At 42.9% G+C, this 12,643-nt stretch carries 12 protein-coding genes; 4 read left to right on the top strand and 8 right to left on the bottom strand.

What is annotated here, in order from left to right; translation table 11 throughout:
• Positions 1 to 15 precede the first annotated feature (15 nt).
• Positions 16 to 2,025: a TonB-dependent receptor gene (locus ACYVBM_RS14325; RefSeq protein ID WP_460686363.1), complete on the bottom strand. Its 2,010-nt coding sequence runs from the start codon at positions 2,023 to 2,025 to the stop codon at positions 16 to 18.
• 365 nt (positions 2,026 to 2,390) lie between these two features.
• Here ACYVBM_RS14325 and ACYVBM_RS14320 point away from each other — a divergent pair, with 365 nt between their 5' ends.
• From ACYVBM_RS14320 to ACYVBM_RS14310, 3 genes are all read left to right on the top strand, one after another.
• Positions 2,391 to 3,572: a DUF3298 and DUF4163 domain-containing protein gene (locus ACYVBM_RS14320; RefSeq protein WP_460686362.1), complete on the top strand. Its 1,182-nt coding sequence runs from the start codon at positions 2,391 to 2,393 to the stop codon at positions 3,570 to 3,572.
• A gap of 64 nt (positions 3,573 to 3,636) precedes the next feature.
• Positions 3,637 to 4,221: a hypothetical protein gene (locus ACYVBM_RS14315; RefSeq protein WP_460686361.1), complete on the top strand. Its 585-nt coding sequence runs from the start codon at positions 3,637 to 3,639 to the stop codon at positions 4,219 to 4,221.
• A gap of 146 nt (positions 4,222 to 4,367) precedes the next feature.
• The gene (locus ACYVBM_RS14310) at positions 4,368 to 5,942 is read left to right on the top strand and encodes an NAD(P)/FAD-dependent oxidoreductase (RefSeq protein ID WP_460686360.1); all 1,575 of its coding nucleotides are present in this window, start codon (positions 4,368 to 4,370) and stop codon (positions 5,940 to 5,942) included.
• A 315-nt stretch (positions 5,943 to 6,257) separates the two neighbouring features.
• Here the strand turns inward: ACYVBM_RS14310 and ACYVBM_RS14305 are convergent, their stop codons facing one another.
• The 4 genes from ACYVBM_RS14305 to dtd form a co-directional block, all read right to left on the bottom strand.
• A complete protein-coding gene (locus ACYVBM_RS14305; RefSeq protein ID WP_460686359.1) occupies positions 6,258 to 6,965 on the bottom strand; it encodes an outer membrane beta-barrel protein in 708 nt (235 codons plus the stop codon).
• A gap of 93 nt (positions 6,966 to 7,058) precedes the next feature.
• The gene (locus ACYVBM_RS14300; protein ID WP_460686358.1) at positions 7,059 to 8,066 is read right to left on the bottom strand and encodes a YihY/virulence factor BrkB family protein; all 1,008 of its coding nucleotides are present in this window, start codon (positions 8,064 to 8,066) and stop codon (positions 7,059 to 7,061) included.
• A 6-nt stretch (positions 8,067 to 8,072) separates the two neighbouring features.
• Positions 8,073 to 8,417 (bottom strand): nucleotide pyrophosphohydrolase, encoded by a 345-nt coding sequence (locus ACYVBM_RS14295; RefSeq protein WP_460686357.1) that lies wholly within the window; start codon positions 8,415 to 8,417, stop codon positions 8,073 to 8,075.
• Between the two features lie 2 nt (positions 8,418 to 8,419).
• Positions 8,420 to 8,872: a D-aminoacyl-tRNA deacylase gene (gene dtd / locus ACYVBM_RS14290; protein ID WP_460686356.1), complete on the bottom strand. Its 453-nt coding sequence runs from the start codon at positions 8,870 to 8,872 to the stop codon at positions 8,420 to 8,422.
• 52 nt (positions 8,873 to 8,924) lie between these two features.
• On the opposite strand from dtd, the gene arfB reads away from it, so the two are divergent.
• A complete protein-coding gene (arfB, locus tag ACYVBM_RS14285; protein ID WP_460686355.1) occupies positions 8,925 to 9,323 on the top strand; it encodes an alternative ribosome rescue aminoacyl-tRNA hydrolase ArfB in 399 nt (132 codons plus the stop codon).
• Between the two features lie 112 nt (positions 9,324 to 9,435).
• Here the strand turns inward: arfB and ACYVBM_RS14280 are convergent, their stop codons facing one another.
• The 3 genes from ACYVBM_RS14280 to ACYVBM_RS14270 form a co-directional block, all read right to left on the bottom strand.
• Positions 9,436 to 10,449 (bottom strand): vWA domain-containing protein, encoded by a 1,014-nt coding sequence (locus tag ACYVBM_RS14280; protein ID WP_460686354.1) that lies wholly within the window; start codon positions 10,447 to 10,449, stop codon positions 9,436 to 9,438.
• Between the two features lie 176 nt (positions 10,450 to 10,625).
• A complete protein-coding gene (locus tag ACYVBM_RS14275) occupies positions 10,626 to 11,570 on the bottom strand; it encodes a hypothetical protein (protein WP_460686353.1) in 945 nt (314 codons plus the stop codon).
• 29 nt (positions 11,571 to 11,599) lie between these two features.
• Positions 11,600 to 12,472 carry a DUF58 domain-containing protein gene (locus ACYVBM_RS14270; protein WP_460686352.1) on the bottom strand — a complete coding sequence of 291 codons (873 nt, stop codon included), beginning with the start codon at positions 12,470 to 12,472 and terminating at the stop codon, positions 11,600 to 11,602.
• Between the last annotated feature and the right edge of the window lie 171 nt (positions 12,473 to 12,643).

The raw sequence follows: 12,643 nt of genomic DNA, 5'->3' as shown, positions 1-12,643 counted from the left end.
AAGACCCCGTGTTCTTTATAAGTTTATTGCTGCCCCAACGTAATAATTTCTTACAGGGGCGGCATTGTAATATCTGCCTGCCGCCGCATTGATGTCGTTACCCAGGCTATAGGTCTCATTCAGCAGGTTGTCTGCACCTGTATATACATTCAGCCTGATCTTATTAACAGAAAAGCCATAGCCCAGTTTTGCCGTTAGTAAATGGTACGCTTTTGCTACGGCGGTATTAGCATCATCTAAAAAAACAGAAGAGGCCCTATAATAAGTACTGTTTAAATAAAAGCCCTTCCTGAATTGAATATCGGCCAGCACGGAGACCGTGTGTGAAGGAACACCCGGCAGCCATTTACCGGAAAAGTCATTTTCCTCTTTAACAAAATGCCCATAACGAAAATGGCTATAGGTATATCCGGCTCTTACATACCCGTAATGAAGCAGCCTGGCTGTTCGGTCTCTGAAATTACAGGATGCAAACAGCTCCGCACCTTTTTGTTTAATGTTTCCTGCATTTGTAAAATAGTCAGCTCCCGATTCATCCCTGCGCTGCACAAGAGCGTTTTTTAAGTCAAAATGAAAGCCGGTGGCCTCCAGCCAAACGTTGCGAAATATTTGTTTTTTCAGGGTAAGCTCATAGTTCCAGCCCGCTTCAGCTCCCAGAGCGCTATTGATCATCCCTGTAGAGGGTAACAGCTCTGCAATAGTGGGTGGAGCATACCCTTTGGCTGCTACGGCCAAAAAAGAAAACGAGCCCCTGAAAGCCTTCGAAACAGAGAAGCGCGGCGCTAACTGGCTCGTAAACGCAATTGGCTGGTTAAGGGCAGGCACATCGCTTAACCGGTGAAAATCTATTTTGCTTTTGTTGTAGCTCATACCGGCAGTATAAACCCAGTCAGACCACCCGGTAAAGGAAGCCTGGGTAAAAAGACTATATATTACAGTTGATACATTATCATTGGTTTGTAAAGTATCGGGCACTCCTGATTTATTTCCGCTCACATGAATATTAAAACGGCCCGATTGTACTTCAGCACCGGTATTCCAGTTGATTGTATGGCCGCCAGAAAGCTTTTTATCAAATGTAAAAACAGACCTGCCTCCGAAATGTGGCTCATTGCGGGTTTCATAATTTCTGACAGCGCTATTCTTAATATGATTGTAAGAGCCGTAAACCGTTGTAATATTGGAAAACAGGGTATTAAAAGAATCCTTATAAGTGATGCCACCGGTTAAGTTCCTCTGAAAGATGGCTGCTTTAGCATCAACAGCCGATGGGTAAATGCCGGCGGAAGGTCTGGCAGCTTTGGGATTTTTTTTATATTCAGCAAGGGTAAGCGCCCCCGGTGTCTGGTAATACATATCAGTATATAAAACCGACATGGACAAATGCCGGCGCAACGAAAGCTTTATATGGCCTGTCCAGGAAAAGTTATCACGTCTCATGGCAGACTGCTGCCGGTATCCATTACTTTGATTATGGGCATAAGTTACTTCAGATCCCAGTTTTTCTCTGTGCCAGCCTGCTGAAGCCAGCACCGTTTGCAGGTTATAGCTCCCGGTAATATATTCTAATGAAACACCGTTGTTGCCAGCAACAGCATTCTTTGTTACTATTAAGCCACCGGTGCCCGCTCCATACATACTTGACACTGGCCCTTTCACCACTTCCAGGGTTGAAAAATTGTTAAACGCGAGCTGATTAAAATAAGTGCTGCCGCCCGGATCGGTGAGCGGAATATCATTCCAGTAGACCTTTACATTTCTTACACCAAACGGTGAGCGAAGCGAGCTGCCCCGGATATTGATCCGGTAACTTCCCGGCGAGCGCTCCTCCATTCTTACCCCCGGTATGGTATTTATATCCGTTAACAGGGAAGTTTTATTAGAATGCGGTACATAATTTATTGTAGTTACCGTAGCAGTGGCCATATTGGCCCGCTGCCCAAAAGCCTGTACGGTTACTTCGGTAAGTGATGGTACAGTGTCAATAAGACCGGTTTGTGCACCAGCCGGGAAGAAAGTAATCAAAAAAAAGAGCAGGACGGTTAATGGTAACAAACGATATAAGCATGGCAAGATGAACGTTCTGCCGCGGCAAATACAGGTAATACAGATGTTATGCAAATAAAAGCCGGTAAACAAAATATTTTTAATTATTAAAATTAAGGAGCACTCTGTAATTTTCTCTTGCCTATTTATTATTATTTTTGACCAACAAAAATCTTTGATGAAACTTTTCATGCCTCTTTATAATTTTGGCCTGAAGCATTTCATACCGGTTTGCGTAAATATTACAGGAGTCAGATAAGGGAGCTTTGGTATTGTGGCATGAATTTTTATTGAGAAATCATCTGATCATCTGTATTATACAGTACCCGACAACCCTTATCATTATGAGCAACAGAATTTTTCTGCTATTTCTATTATTTGCATGCATCGTTTCCTGCAGGAGTAATGACAAAAAAACTACAGATACGGGCCAAAGCAAAATGCCTGTTACCAAAGCTCCGGCAGCACAAAGCTTTTCTGATGAATGTTTCTTTAAAACGCTAGAAGGCTCCATTGCCGGAAAGCGCATCATCATGCACTTCCTGAAAAGTTATGACAGAGTGGATGCCAATTATTACTACGCAGACCAGGGACAACCCATTTTCCTGTCGAAAGACTGGAATAAAACTCAGGGAGACAGTATCTATTTGTTGGAGGTAAGTACCCGCACCTCCGAACAGTCACCTACCCTTACAATGGCCATTCATCAAGATGGAGTAACAGGCATATGGAGAAGTGGTGATGGGAAAGCAGCTTACCCTTTTGAGCTGAAAGAAAGCAACAGCCAGCCTACCTTACATTTTAATGCCGCGTCTTATATTGACTCAGCCAAATACGTAAAGTTTAAAACAGATACGCCTACTTTAAAGTCCTCCGTAACAGTAGTTACGGCTATTGATGATAATACCGGTGCCGCCTGGCTAAACCAGCAGGTGAAGCAGATTATTGCTAATGGTGATAAAAAATTTACCGGCCAGTCGCTCTCGCAAACAGCCGCCGCGCTGGTTAAAGACGCGGTTGATGGCTATAACTCCGATGTAGACAGCAGCCTTGTTGGTATTGATAAGAAAGCGCCCCACTATTTTCTTAACCGGGAATATCAAACCTTGAGCAATATTATTTACAACCAGCATGGCTATATAGCGCTCAGTATTTTTAATTATGCCTATACCGGCGGCGCACACGGCAACTACGGCACGTCTATGTATTGTTTCGATGCCGATACCCAAAGGCGCCTGGACCTAAAGGACATTGTACATATCGACTCCCTGAAAGCGCAGGAGCTTCTGGAGCAGTATTTCCGGCAGCAGTATAGCCTGCCGTTATCCACGCCGCTGGACCAACGTTTATTTGTAAAGCACCTGGTACCCAATAACAACTTTTATTTAAGTCCGGCAGGTCTTGGCTTTGTATATGTTCCTTACGAAATTGCACCGTATGCCGATGGGGAAATAAATATCTGGATACCTTTTTCTGACCTAAAACCTTACCTTAACCCTGAATTTACTAAAAGAATGAAACTGTAAAATTTCTTAATGCTTTAACAAATTTGGTTCGTCGCAATTATATATATCTTTTACCTTTAGCGCAATGTTAAGGCTGCCGTTGATTTGCTTATTTTTAACTGTCACCTTGCTGGTCCATGCCCAGGTACCGGATTTCATTTCCGTAAAAAAGCCCAATGGTGTTTCTGTAAAGAATTATTATGCAGGACTGAATATCTCTTTTATGGCCACCGATGGCAGGCGGTATGATGCCCTGATCCATAAAATAGCTCATGATAGCATTTACCTGCGATATTTTACAAGATCTCCCTATACTAACATTTTCGGTACAGTAGATTATGATACGGTAACCACTTATATTTTACAGCTTCATTATAAAAATATCAAATACATATATACCCCAAAAAGCAGCTATAAGAACCATTATATAGGCCAGTTGGGCCGGTATGCGGCTATCGGCGGCCTGGGCTATACCTTTCTCAATCTTTTTAACGGCCTGTTTGTTGAAAAAGCAAAACCGCTGCTGGATGACCGCAATGCCCGGAATGTAGCTATAGCTACAGGCATAGGAGGCGCCGGCTGGCTGCTCAGCAAAAAATATGGCGGCGGAAAAAAAGGCAACCGGTATAAAATTGTATATGTAAATATGAGTGTTGATAACCCTCAATAGCGGCCTCCTCCAAAAAAGGGCGTCTTTCCCTATACGCTGCAGAAAGCTATGTGCAACACAAAGCGAAAAAATGATTATATGCGAGGATAGGCCAACTTTTCTTCTTTTCTTTGCTGCATCTTTCAGGATAAAAACCTGACAACAAGATGCAGAAAACTATTCAGCTCCAACTATTGCCACAGCAGGCATCTGAAGATGCCTCCATTATATCTTCCATTGCGGAAGCAGAAGCCGTTCCTGTTAAAAGCATTTCAGGGTTTACCATTTTAAAACGGTCTGTTGATGCACGTGCCAGGCAGGCCCGGATCAACTTAAAAATTTTAGCCTACATTGATGAACCGGCACAACCGCGCAAAATACAGGGTGCCCATTTCGGGGATGTAAGCAGGGCAGATAAAAAGGTGATCATTGCAGGCGCCGGCCCTGCCGGCCTTTTTGCTGCCTTACAATTGATAGAGCTGGGGATAAAACCTGTTCTTTTAGAAAGAGGCAAAGACGTAAAATCGCGAAGAAGGGATCTGGCAGCCATGAATAAACAGGGCATTGTAAACCCCGAAAGCAATTATTGCTTTGGTGAAGGCGGGGCCGGCACTTACAGTGATGGCAAACTCTACACCCGTAGCAATAAGCGGGGTGATATAGACAGGATACTTGGTCTTTTTGTTCGGTTCGGCGCTGAAGAAAATATCTTATATGATGCGCATCCGCATATCGGTACTAACAAACTGCCCAAGATCATTACCACCATGCGCGAACAAATAATGGATTGCGGAGGAGAAGTATGGTTTGAACAAAAACTGGTCGACCTGGTTATCCATAAAGACAGTATTACCGGCGTTAAAACACAGTCTGGTGCAACCATTGAGGGAGATGCGGTCATACTGGCAACAGGCCACTCGGCAAGAGATATTTTCTGCCTCCTGCAGCAGAAAAATATTTTAATAGAGGCCAAACCCTTTGCATTGGGCGTTAGGGCCGAGCACCCGCAAAGTCTTATTGACCAGGCTCAATATAAATGCGATAGCAGGGGTGCATATCTTCCCCCGGCATCTTACAGCCTCGTACAACAGGTAAACCATACGGGAGTGTTCAGCTTTTGTATGTGCCCGGGTGGCATTATTGCTCCTGCCGCCACAGGTCATAATGAAATTGTTGTGAACGGCTGGTCCCCATCCAAAAGAAATAACCCATATGCCAACTCTGGCATTGTCGTACAGGTACAGCTGTCCGACATTATCAAAAACCAAAAGGTCCACAATGATCCGCTGGCTTTGTTGCAGTTTCAGCAGGACATCGAAAAAGCGGCGTTTATTGCAGGTGGCGGTAGATTAAAAGCCCCGGCCCAGCGTATGGTGGATTTCTGTACTAATAAATTTTCATCTTCGTTACCTGCCTGCTCTTATCTGCCGGGTATTACCAGCAGCGATTTAAAAACGGTGTTGCCAGCTTTTATACATCGTGCCCTGCAAAAAGCTTTTGTTGAGTTCGGCAAAAAAATGAAGGGGTATTATACGAATGAAGCTGTATTGGTAGCCACCGAATCGCGTACCTCATCACCGGTAAGGATACCAAGAGATCAGGACACCTTACAGCATCCTCAAATAAAAAATCTGTATCCCTGCGGAGAGGGCGCCGGTTATGCCGGTGGTATAGTTAGCGCTGCAATGGACGGGGAAAAAGTAGCTAAAATGATCGCAGCAAAAATACAGCAACGTTTTTGAAAAGAGATTTGTATGGCCTGCTATGTACAAAGCTTTTTTGAAATTTCGTGCTAATTACAGCATAAGGGCATCGTAGCATTAAAAAAAACAGGGACAGCAGCAGATTAAAAACATGCAGCGCAAAAAAAGCTATGAGTTTGTAAAAAACTAATAGCCACAAAAGGATACTCTATTGCTGAGATAACCGGTTTTGCCAGGGTTACAGAAGCTTTGGTAAAAGTTTAAAGCAGGCAAAAATTAAAGCACCCGTAGTACATCCATATTATTTTTTATTACCGCGCAGGATGGAGTAAATGAAAACCACGGTCACTGCCGTTAAAACTTATAGCCAATAGAAATACTTCCCCCAATATTTTTTATGCTGCTCCTTTCATCGCTTACCCCATTATATGCCGGGTCAACGTCAACCAACCCTACCTGGCCGTTCATCTGAAAATAAAAATTATTCCGGAGCTCGTAACCCACGAGCATGTTAGCGCCAAAATCGAAAGGTTTCATATAGGGCATTGTTCTGTTATTGCCAGAGAAGGAACTGGTATCTGCCATTACATCCGCAATATCATTCGTAAATTTAAGTTTACCTTTTACACTAGCCCCGTCAGCTGCTGCTTTCCATCTGCCACCCAGCCCATAAGAAATATACGGGCCTGCGCCGAGCAGCAGATTGCCGTTACCTAACTGAGGTTTAAAAACCAGGTTAACCGGCAGGTCAATATGATAAGACATGAACTTAATATAGTCTACACCATATAAGGCATCGGCAAAACCATCATCGTCCAGCTTAAAGCCTTTGGTAGTGAATAGCAGCGCCGGCTGTAAAAAAAATTTATCAGAGATCAAAACATCGGCTGTACCACCAATATGAAAACCTGGCTGCAGCTTCGTCTTTATATATTCGCCCTCATCTTTCAATAACATCGAGGACAAATTGCCTCCAACTCTTAGGCCCCATTGCACCTGTGCTGAAATTTCAGACCCCGTCGTGAGAAACAGTACCAGCAAAAAGAAGACATACTTTTTCATTCTTGTTTAGTTTTTGATTCAACTCCTTTATTATTTTAATTATCCGGAAATGAAGGTAAATCATTGTAAAATAATGCACTAAAATACTTTATTTCAGTCAAAGCTTCCGTTATGCCGCGAATCAGGGTCGATCTCCTTAATGATTTCCTTTTCGTGGGCAGCAACTACTTTATCGTTATGCAAATGCTGTATAGAGTCTGCGTGTTCTACTTCTACCTGCTCTACCCAAACGGCATACTGGGTAGGAAAAATATTCATACCATTATGAATGCAATATACCCTTGTAAACACAGCACCAAAATAAAGGATAATGGCGGAGTAATATACCCACAACAGTATCACTATAATAGAGCCGGCAGCTCCATAGGCAGAGGTCATTCTATTATGGCCAAGATAATAGCTTATTAAAAACTTACCCAGCATAAACAGGACCGCCGTTACAAAAGCACCTGCGCGCACCGCTTTCCATCTGATACGTGCATCGGGCAGCACCTTAAATATAAGCCCGAATAAAAAAGAAGTGATTAAAAAAGTGATGCCAAGATTAGATAAATAAGCAATCGTTACCTCTGTTTCAGGTATTTGCCGTGTCAGCTGTTCAATAAAGATATCCATCAACCCATTGATAAGAAGCGATACCAGCAATAAAAAACCAAGCGATATGACTACAGAAAATGAAAGCAGCCGGTCTATGATCAGCTTTAGCCAGCCCTTACCCTTTAGGGGTTTTGCTTTTAGCCGCCAGATCATATTAATCGAGTCCTGTATTTCGGCAAATACACTGGTAGCCCCGAATATCAGGGTAACCAGACCTACAATGGTTGAAAAGCTTTTATTAGCAAGGTCGCTTGAAGCATTATTGATAGTAGCCTCAATTTGCCGGGAAGCATCCATACCCACCAATCCTGCAATCTGGTTATATAAGCTTGATTTTACAGAAGAATCATGACCCGATAAAATATCTGCTATCCAAAGCACTACAATAAGCAGTCCCGGAATAGAAAAAATAGTGTAATAAGCCAATGCCGCGCTTAATTTGAAGATGCGCATATCAAAAACTTCTTCTACCGATTGTTTGAGTATGGTCCAGGCTTTTTTCATGTATACTTATTTCAGCTTTTCATTACCGGCATGTCGACCGGCATCGCGGATGGTTTTCTTCTCAAAGTTCCGCTCTAATGCCGCAGTAAGATCAATCCCTGTTTGATTAGCCAGGCAGATCAATACCCACAATACATCTGCCATTTCATCTGCCAGTACCAGCCGTTTCTGATCCCCCGTAGGCTCCTGTCCTTTTTTATAAGACTGCTCGCCATACATACGTGCTATATGTCTGGCAAGCTCTCCTGTTTCTTCAGTAAGGATGACCATATTGGTCAGCTCGCTAAAATACTTTATCCCGATCGTTTTTATCCATTCATCCACCTGCTGTTGTGCGTCAGCTATTGTCATATTTATTCTTTATTTTTTGTATCAATTATTAGGGTTACGGGGCCGTCATTGATCAGCTCCACTTTCATGTCCGCTCCAAAAACACCTGTTTGAACAGTTTTGCCTAAATCTGTTTCTAAACAACGGATCATCTTTTCATATAATGGTACCGCAATACCAGGTTTGCTGGCTTTAATGTAAGACGGCCGGTTTCCTTTTTTGACAGAAGCATGCAGCGTGAACTGGCTCACCAGCAAAATATCGCCCCCGGTATCTTTTAAAGAAATGTTCATCACGCCCGCATCATCATTAAAAATACGCAACTGCACGATCTTCTGGCTCAGCCAACTGATATCTTCCTCAGTATCTGCATCTTCAATACCCAGCAAGATCATTACGCCATTATTAATAGCGGAATGGATATTCCCATCGATAGTTACGCTGGCTTTTGATACTCTTTGAATTACTGCTTTCATTTTATACGTTATACAGAACAGAACAACTAATTTAGAGCGATAATTGAATATAATGAACGTATCAGGAGAAATTATTTTTAAAACCATGCGCAGCGGCGGTAAGGGTGGCCAGCATGTAAACAAGGTAGAAACTGCTGTGCTGGCCTGTTTCCCTGTTGAATCATCTGCTTTGCTTACCGATGAGCAAAAAGCTATTATACAAAAAAAATTAACATCATACATTAATGCGAAAGGATTGCTTCAGGTAAAATCGCAGACTTACCGTACCCAGCTGGAAAACAAAAATGATGCGGTCAGGCGAATAAATGAACTCATTGAAAAATCCCTCCACAAAAAGAAGCCACGTATTGCCACAAAAGCCACGAAAGCATCAGCAGAAAAACGGATAGAGCTTAAAAAAAGGCACAGCAAAATAAAGGAAAACAGGAAAAAATTCAGGAATGATGAATGAGTAAGAATATAAAACCGGTTTCACACACATAATCGTCAGATCCGACAGCATAATGAGGCAAGGTCAATCAAAGAGCTATTATGGCCAGCCACACTGAAGTAAACCACAGGGCTCATGGAAATTTTTTAAAGATAGTAAACCTCAGCACTACTTCCACTAAAAGCCAGGCCAAAGCAGCTATTACAAGCGGTGTAAACATTTCCTGCACTTCCTTATAGCGTATGATCTCTACTTTCGATTTTTCCAGCTGATCAATTTGTCCGTATATGGCCTGAAGTGATGCTTTATCGGTAGCACGGTAATATTTCCCGCCGGTGCTGGTTGCTATACGTCCGAGCAGATCTTCATCAATATAATTCCTTACGGTATTCCCCGATATATCCTTTACCAGTTGCTCGTCAGTGCTGGTAGCAGATCCCAACCCGATGCAATAGACTTTCACATGATTTGCCCTGGCAATTTCCATAGCCATTTCAGGATCAATAATCCTTGTTGGCGGCGCATCTTCTTTCCCGTCTGTAAGTAAAATAACCACCCTGCTTTTACTGGTTCCCTTGCTGATCCTGTTTACAGACATGGCCAGGCCCTCCCCTATCAGTGTACCTGTTTCCAGATAGCCGCCATCCATTATTTTCAGGCTCTGCAGCTGGTTTAAAACGGCATTCCGGTCGGTCGTTATAGGACATTTAGTAAAGGCCTCGCCTGAAAATATTACTAACCCGATACGGTCTACGGGGCGGTTTTTAACAAACTCAATCGCTACTTCTTTCGCCACCAGGAAGCGATAAGGCTTTACATCCGAAGTGCCCATACTGCCGCTTACATCCAGGCATAAAACAATATCGATACCCTCTCCTTCTGCACGGCTTTTTCCGGTTTGATGCTGTGGACGTGCAAGCGCCATTACCAGGCAGGTAACCGCAAGCATCCTGCACACAAAAGGCAAATGGCGGAACCGGGTTCTGAAAGTAGCAGGAATGTGCGCATTTACAGCGGAAGCCATAACAGCGCCCTTATCCCTGCCTTCGTTTTTGATATACCGCCCTATCAAAAACGGGATAATGCCCAGCAGTATAAAATTTTCCGGCCATATAAATACAATATTTTTTAACCAGTCGTAGATCATTTTTTATTTTATGAGCTTAGTGCTACTATCAACAGCTTTGCGTCGCACTCTTGTACACCTGTGAATGAAAGCAAGTAACGATATTTATTTGTCGTTTTAAAGAACTTACCTACCGCAGGCAGGCTTGATTTTCCTGTTATTTGTGCCTCAATATGATAATCAAGAAGCCTTTGGGGTCAGCCTCCCGGTTTATTTTTTAATCCGCTTTCTATATCACTAATAGCCGCTTCCACCACTTCAAAAGCAGAGGCAGCTTCATTGTCTGCAGGGTCATACTTTGCAAACTTTACAAGTTCGCAAAGATATAATACCTGTGAAAGACGGTTATACCCCGCCTCATCTGATATCAAAGATTTGATCTTTTCTACAAGATCAGCTGTCGTTTGCTGCAACGAACTGATGCCCGTTCGCTCCAGGATATAAGTTCTGAAAATTTCTACCAGCTGTGTATAAAAGCGCTGCTTATCAGGACCGCGCTGCTTCAGCTCCTGCAGGCTTTGCATCGCTTTTCGGTACGCCGTTCCGGCAGCAATTATCTTTGTGTCGGCTCGGGCCTTCCCAGGTGGTGTTGCCCAATAAATCACCAGTACCAGCAGGATCAGTATAGCGGCGATCATGTACCACCAGCGGTCAATACCAGCATCTATTTTAAAAGGCACATCCTTTATTTCCTGTACATCATGATAAGGCTGCCGGGGATCAAAATTATCGGTAAACACCACATCTATTAAAATACTGTTAGTTTTTACAAAAGGTCTCAAAGTAAATTGTGGTATTACCCACCTGCCGGAATCAAAACTGGCAAGCTGATAGTACTGGTGATAAACCGTGGTATCGCCCTTTTGCAATACTTTAAAGCTGTCTTTTATAATAAACTCGAAATGTGGGATACTGTCCACCTTAAAAGCCGGCGCCTTGGCACCATGCAGCGTTTTTACTTCCAGTGTAAGCCATAACGGTTCTCCCAACAGCACTCTTCCCTTATCTGTAAAGGCCCGTACAGCAACAGGTTGTGCATAAGCAGCCGAAAACAGCAGCACAGACACCACAACCAATATTCCTGCTATATATGATCGTATATTTTTAAGATAGTGATTTTTATTTGATGCACATTCTTTCAAACCTTTCAACTTTTAAACCTAAATTTCAATTATTTAATCCTGCTCTTAAAAAACCGTTGTAATACCTTTACATAATCATCACCGGTTTTTATATGTAACAGGTCACTACCGGATTTTTTAAAAACATTCAGGCAGTACTCTGTAGCTTTAAAGAACTGCTCTTCATATTTTTTGCGTACAAAGGCGCTGCCGGTATCCACCCACTGTGTAAGCCCTGTTTCCGCATCCATTAACTGCATTAAGCCTGCATCAGGCAGGGCCTGATCCATCTGATCATATATCCTGACGCCTATCAGGTCATGCTTCTTCCCGGCCACACGAAGCGCATCTTCATAGTTGGCATCAATAAAATCACTCAGCACAAAGGCAATGCTCGATTGCCTGATGGCATTTGTAAAATACTTCAGTGCGGCGCTTAAACGGGTACCTTTACCTTTTGCTTCAAGGCTTAATATTTCACGGACAATATATAAGGCATGCTGCCTTCCCTTCTTAGGAGTAACATACATTTCTACCTTATCGCTGTAAAAGATGGCGCCCACCTTATCGCCATTGCTTACAGCAGAAAATGCAAGAACGGCTGCTATTTCGGTGGCCACATCCCTTTTCAAACCGTAATGCGTACCAAATAAAGAGCTGTTGCTGATATCCACCAGCAGCATTACGGTAAGCTCCCGCTCCTCTTCAAATATTTTACTGAAAGGATGGCCGAACCGTGCGGATACGTTCCAGTCGATAAAACGTACATCATCGCCCGCTGCATATTCTCTCACTTCTTTGAAAGACATGCCTTTCCCTTTAAAAGCGCTATGATACTCGCCGGAAAACAGGTCTTTTGCCAGCTTCTTGCTTTTAATTTCAAGCTCACGTACTTTTTTTAATATTTCGGATGTGGAACGCATTTATTTAGTTGACAGATGATAGATGACGGATGACAGCTATTTAAGGGTTGATCTTTCATAATAGTTGATAAGACCATTTAGTATCTTAACAGATTCATCAATCATACCTGTGAATGGCTCAAACTCCGGTTCACTAATAATTTCTACCATTACAGCAATATTAAGATCATG

The sequence above is a fragment of the Niabella aquatica genome, from assembly GCF_054779315.1.
This window is presented reverse-complemented; position numbering and strand designations above follow the sequence as displayed.

Excerpts from the sequence above, each read along its gene's own strand:
- ACYVBM_RS14305 (WP_460686359.1), bottom strand. The coding sequence starts at position 6,965 with ATGAAAAAGTATGTCTTCTTTTTGCTGGTACTGTTTCTCACGACGGGG.
- ACYVBM_RS14295 (WP_460686357.1), bottom strand. The coding sequence starts at position 8,417 with ATGACAATAGCTGACGCACAACAGCAGGTGGATGAATGGATAAAAACG.
- ACYVBM_RS14320 (WP_460686362.1), top strand. The coding sequence starts at position 2,391 with ATGAGCAACAGAATTTTTCTGCTATTTCTATTATTTGCATGCATCGTT.
- dtd (WP_460686356.1), bottom strand. The coding sequence starts at position 8,872 with ATGAAAGCAGTAATTCAAAGAGTATCAAAAGCCAGCGTAACTATCGAT.
- ACYVBM_RS14300 (WP_460686358.1), bottom strand. The coding sequence starts at position 8,066 with ATGAAAAAAGCCTGGACCATACTCAAACAATCGGTAGAAGAAGTTTTT.
- ACYVBM_RS14270 (WP_460686352.1), bottom strand. The coding sequence starts at position 12,472 with ATGCGTTCCACATCCGAAATATTAAAAAAAGTACGTGAGCTTGAAATT.
- ACYVBM_RS14315 (WP_460686361.1), top strand. The coding sequence starts at position 3,637 with ATGTTAAGGCTGCCGTTGATTTGCTTATTTTTAACTGTCACCTTGCTG.
- ACYVBM_RS14310 (WP_460686360.1), top strand. The coding sequence starts at position 4,368 with ATGCAGAAAACTATTCAGCTCCAACTATTGCCACAGCAGGCATCTGAA.
- ACYVBM_RS14280 (WP_460686354.1), bottom strand. The coding sequence starts at position 10,449 with ATGATCTACGACTGGTTAAAAAATATTGTATTTATATGGCCGGAAAAT.
- arfB (WP_460686355.1), top strand. The coding sequence starts at position 8,925 with ATGAACGTATCAGGAGAAATTATTTTTAAAACCATGCGCAGCGGCGGT.